The organism is uncultured Lamprocystis sp. (assembly GCF_903933125.1).
Classification (GTDB): domain Bacteria; phylum Pseudomonadota; class Gammaproteobacteria; order Chromatiales; family Chromatiaceae; genus Thiodictyon.
Genome location: NZ_CAIZIZ010000179.1, coordinates 1 through 2,494 on the forward strand (window position 1 = coordinate 1; position 2,494 = coordinate 2,494).

1 protein-coding gene and 2 pseudogenes are annotated in these 2,494 nt (G+C 61.4%); 1 reads left to right on the forward strand and 2 read right to left on the reverse strand.

Translation table 11 applies throughout. From position 1 onward, the window contains the following. Positions 1 to 367: pseudogene (locus QZY03_RS08995) on the forward strand (serine/threonine protein kinase); the annotation flags it as partial. 634 nt (positions 368 to 1,001) lie between these two features. Here the strand turns inward: QZY03_RS08995 and QZY03_RS09000 are convergent. Next, positions 1,002 to 1,172: a hypothetical protein gene (locus tag QZY03_RS09000; protein WP_295580198.1), complete on the reverse strand. Its 171-nt coding sequence runs from the start codon at positions 1,170 to 1,172 to the stop codon at positions 1,002 to 1,004. Positions 1,173 to 1,178: 6 nt separating this feature from the next. Further along, positions 1,179 to 1,871, reverse strand: a pseudogene (locus QZY03_RS09005) (ISAzo13 family transposase); the annotation flags it as partial. Positions 1,872 to 2,494 lie beyond the last annotated feature (623 nt).

Genomic DNA, 2,494 nt, shown 5'->3' on the forward strand with positions numbered 1-2,494 from the left:
CGGCGCGGGACCCGCCGGCCCCAAGGCGCCCCCAGTGGCCGCCGTGCCAAGCCGCGGCGCTCCGTCGGCAGTCGCCCCCGCGGCCCCAACCCGGCAGGCTAGCCCGCCACCCGCCGCGCCCGTCCCTGCCGGTCCGCCCGCGCGCTATCCGGGCCGGCCGGACATGGCGCAGCCCGGCTATCCCCAGGGCTATCCCCAGGGCTATCCCGGCGGCTATCCGGGCGCTTATCCGAACAGGTATGGACCAGGGTATCAGCAGGGCTACCCGGGCGGTTATGGCGCCGGGCAGTACCCGCCCGGCTATGTCCCCTATCCGGCTTACCCAGGCGCCCCCCAGCAGCCGTCGTACCCGGGGGCCACCCGCTAAGGCGATACGTGTAGGGGCGACTGAAGTCGCCCCTACAACCCCTGACGGATTTTGCAGGCTTGCGCTGTCGGGTCATCAACGTATCAAGTACGGACAGGTGATTGGCTCCGATGTTATACTTAGTGCCTGAAAGAAAACTCAATGTTTTCCGCAGCGCCTATTCGCTGCAGCGAGGGAAATTCGCGGTTTGATCATTCATCGCGATCAATACCACGCATAGTGTGTTCGCAACAGCGCGAGAATAAGAATTACTCTTATTACAGGCAAAATCCGGGCAGGCCAGTCCCACCGGCCGTATTCCGTCATCCCGTTCGTAGTGCTTATGCGGCCAGGCGATGGGTGCCACGCTGTCGCTCCCGCTGTTCGGCTTCTTGCTGGCGCAGCAGGGCGCCGAGCCGTTGGACATTGCGTGCCACGACCGCTAATGCCACGTAGCGCTTGAAGCCGTCGATGCCATGATCCAGGCAGCGGGGACCGGTGCCATGCTAACGCGAATCCGCCGCGGCGGGCGTATCCTGAAAAACTCGGGTGACCGAGCGGCCGGGCGTCGAAGCGACGAGCGTAACGCCGCCGACCCTGATCTGACCCATACCGCAGGCCCAGCCCCCGGCCGGATCGCCGCCCGGGGATCAGCTCACGCCGCCTTTGCCCCACCGACCGAGACGCGAATCTGAATCTCCTCCCAAGGAACCCGGAGCAACCCTTCGGCGTTCTTCTCTACCAGTTTTAAATCCAGCAACTTGGCCGTGTCGGTATGCACGTTGCTGTAGTTTCGCTCCAGGTGCTTGGCTAAGAAACTGTCCATTAATTACTTCCCGATTTGTTTGGTCTGATGGTGTAGTTCAGATCCGGGCACAGTCGGCGGCGGCGGATGTTCAATGCGGCCATTTCCTGGGTCGTCACCTTGATGGCCTTGTTGTAGGCCGTCGTGTCGAGCACAGCGTCCACGGTCAGTCCGGTCTTGGTGGTCGTGCCGCGAATGAGGCTGCGCATGAGCGGGAGACTGCGTAGCGGAGTCCCGGCCCAGTTGCGACTGATTTGACTGAATAACCGATGTTCAATGGGGTTCCATTTTGAGGCCCCAGTGGGATAGTGGCAAACGGTCAGGGACAGGCCCGTGTCATTGGCCAACTGTTGCAACTCGCGTTTCCATAACCGCGGGCGATGGCCGTTCGGACCCTCCCGCATCCGCTTCGATCAACAGGTGGCGGGCGTGGGGGTAACGGGTTCCGCCCACCTGCTCCCACCAGCGACGGATCGCGGCCACCGCGAACTGCGCGGTCGCGGCATGCGTCCCGACGCTGACGAGGGCGTGGTTGGCGCACCGGTCGTAGACTCCGTAGGGGGTTGCGCGACACTCGGCCTCGCTAGGGAAATCATAGGTGTTGACGGCATCGGCCGTTTGGCAGTAACGCGCACCCGCATTCTTGAAGGGACCGATGAGTTCGGACTTCTTGGCGTCCACGCTGATGACGTACGCTGTCGCCGCCTGCTTTGTCGTCATTAACGAGGCTAAAATTGCTTCAGGGTGGCGCGGACACCCCTCTCGCCCACCAGATTCGCTGTGTACGCTTCACCTCAGGTTGTTCACGCTTGCCACAGATTCCTTCCCATTACAGCGCTGTCCGCCCTGGGCGCAACACGCGCTACGGGTGGGTGGTTAGCCCGAAGTTCCAGGCTCAAAGCAGAAGTTTCTTAGGCGAATCAGAATCTTGAAAAATTTTCGCGTGCAAGCGTCTGGGTACAGGTAAGCGATTGATTCGCTAAGACTGACTATAGCCCGAGTCCGAGCACAAATCGACCGCCACATGGGTACACGTTCCCATGTAAGTGCGCGAAAATTCACTGTATCGTTAGGTTTCAGAAAGAGAAATTGCAGGCTCCGGTCTGGAACTTCGGGTTAGCCCTTACGAGGAATCACTTCCGACCCCTCTCCCGACCGGGACTTGCACCCGGCAAGAAACGCCAAGCTTCGCTTGGCGCACCAAGACCGGAGAGTAAGCCGGATTCTCGCCGCTGGTTAGACAGACGTTGGTGTTCTCTGTTGCCGCCTGGTTTCCCGGCGGTGCCACACTATCTCTGCCATACAGCGATTCGTTCCCGGCTCCTCGCAGAACCGGACTTGGA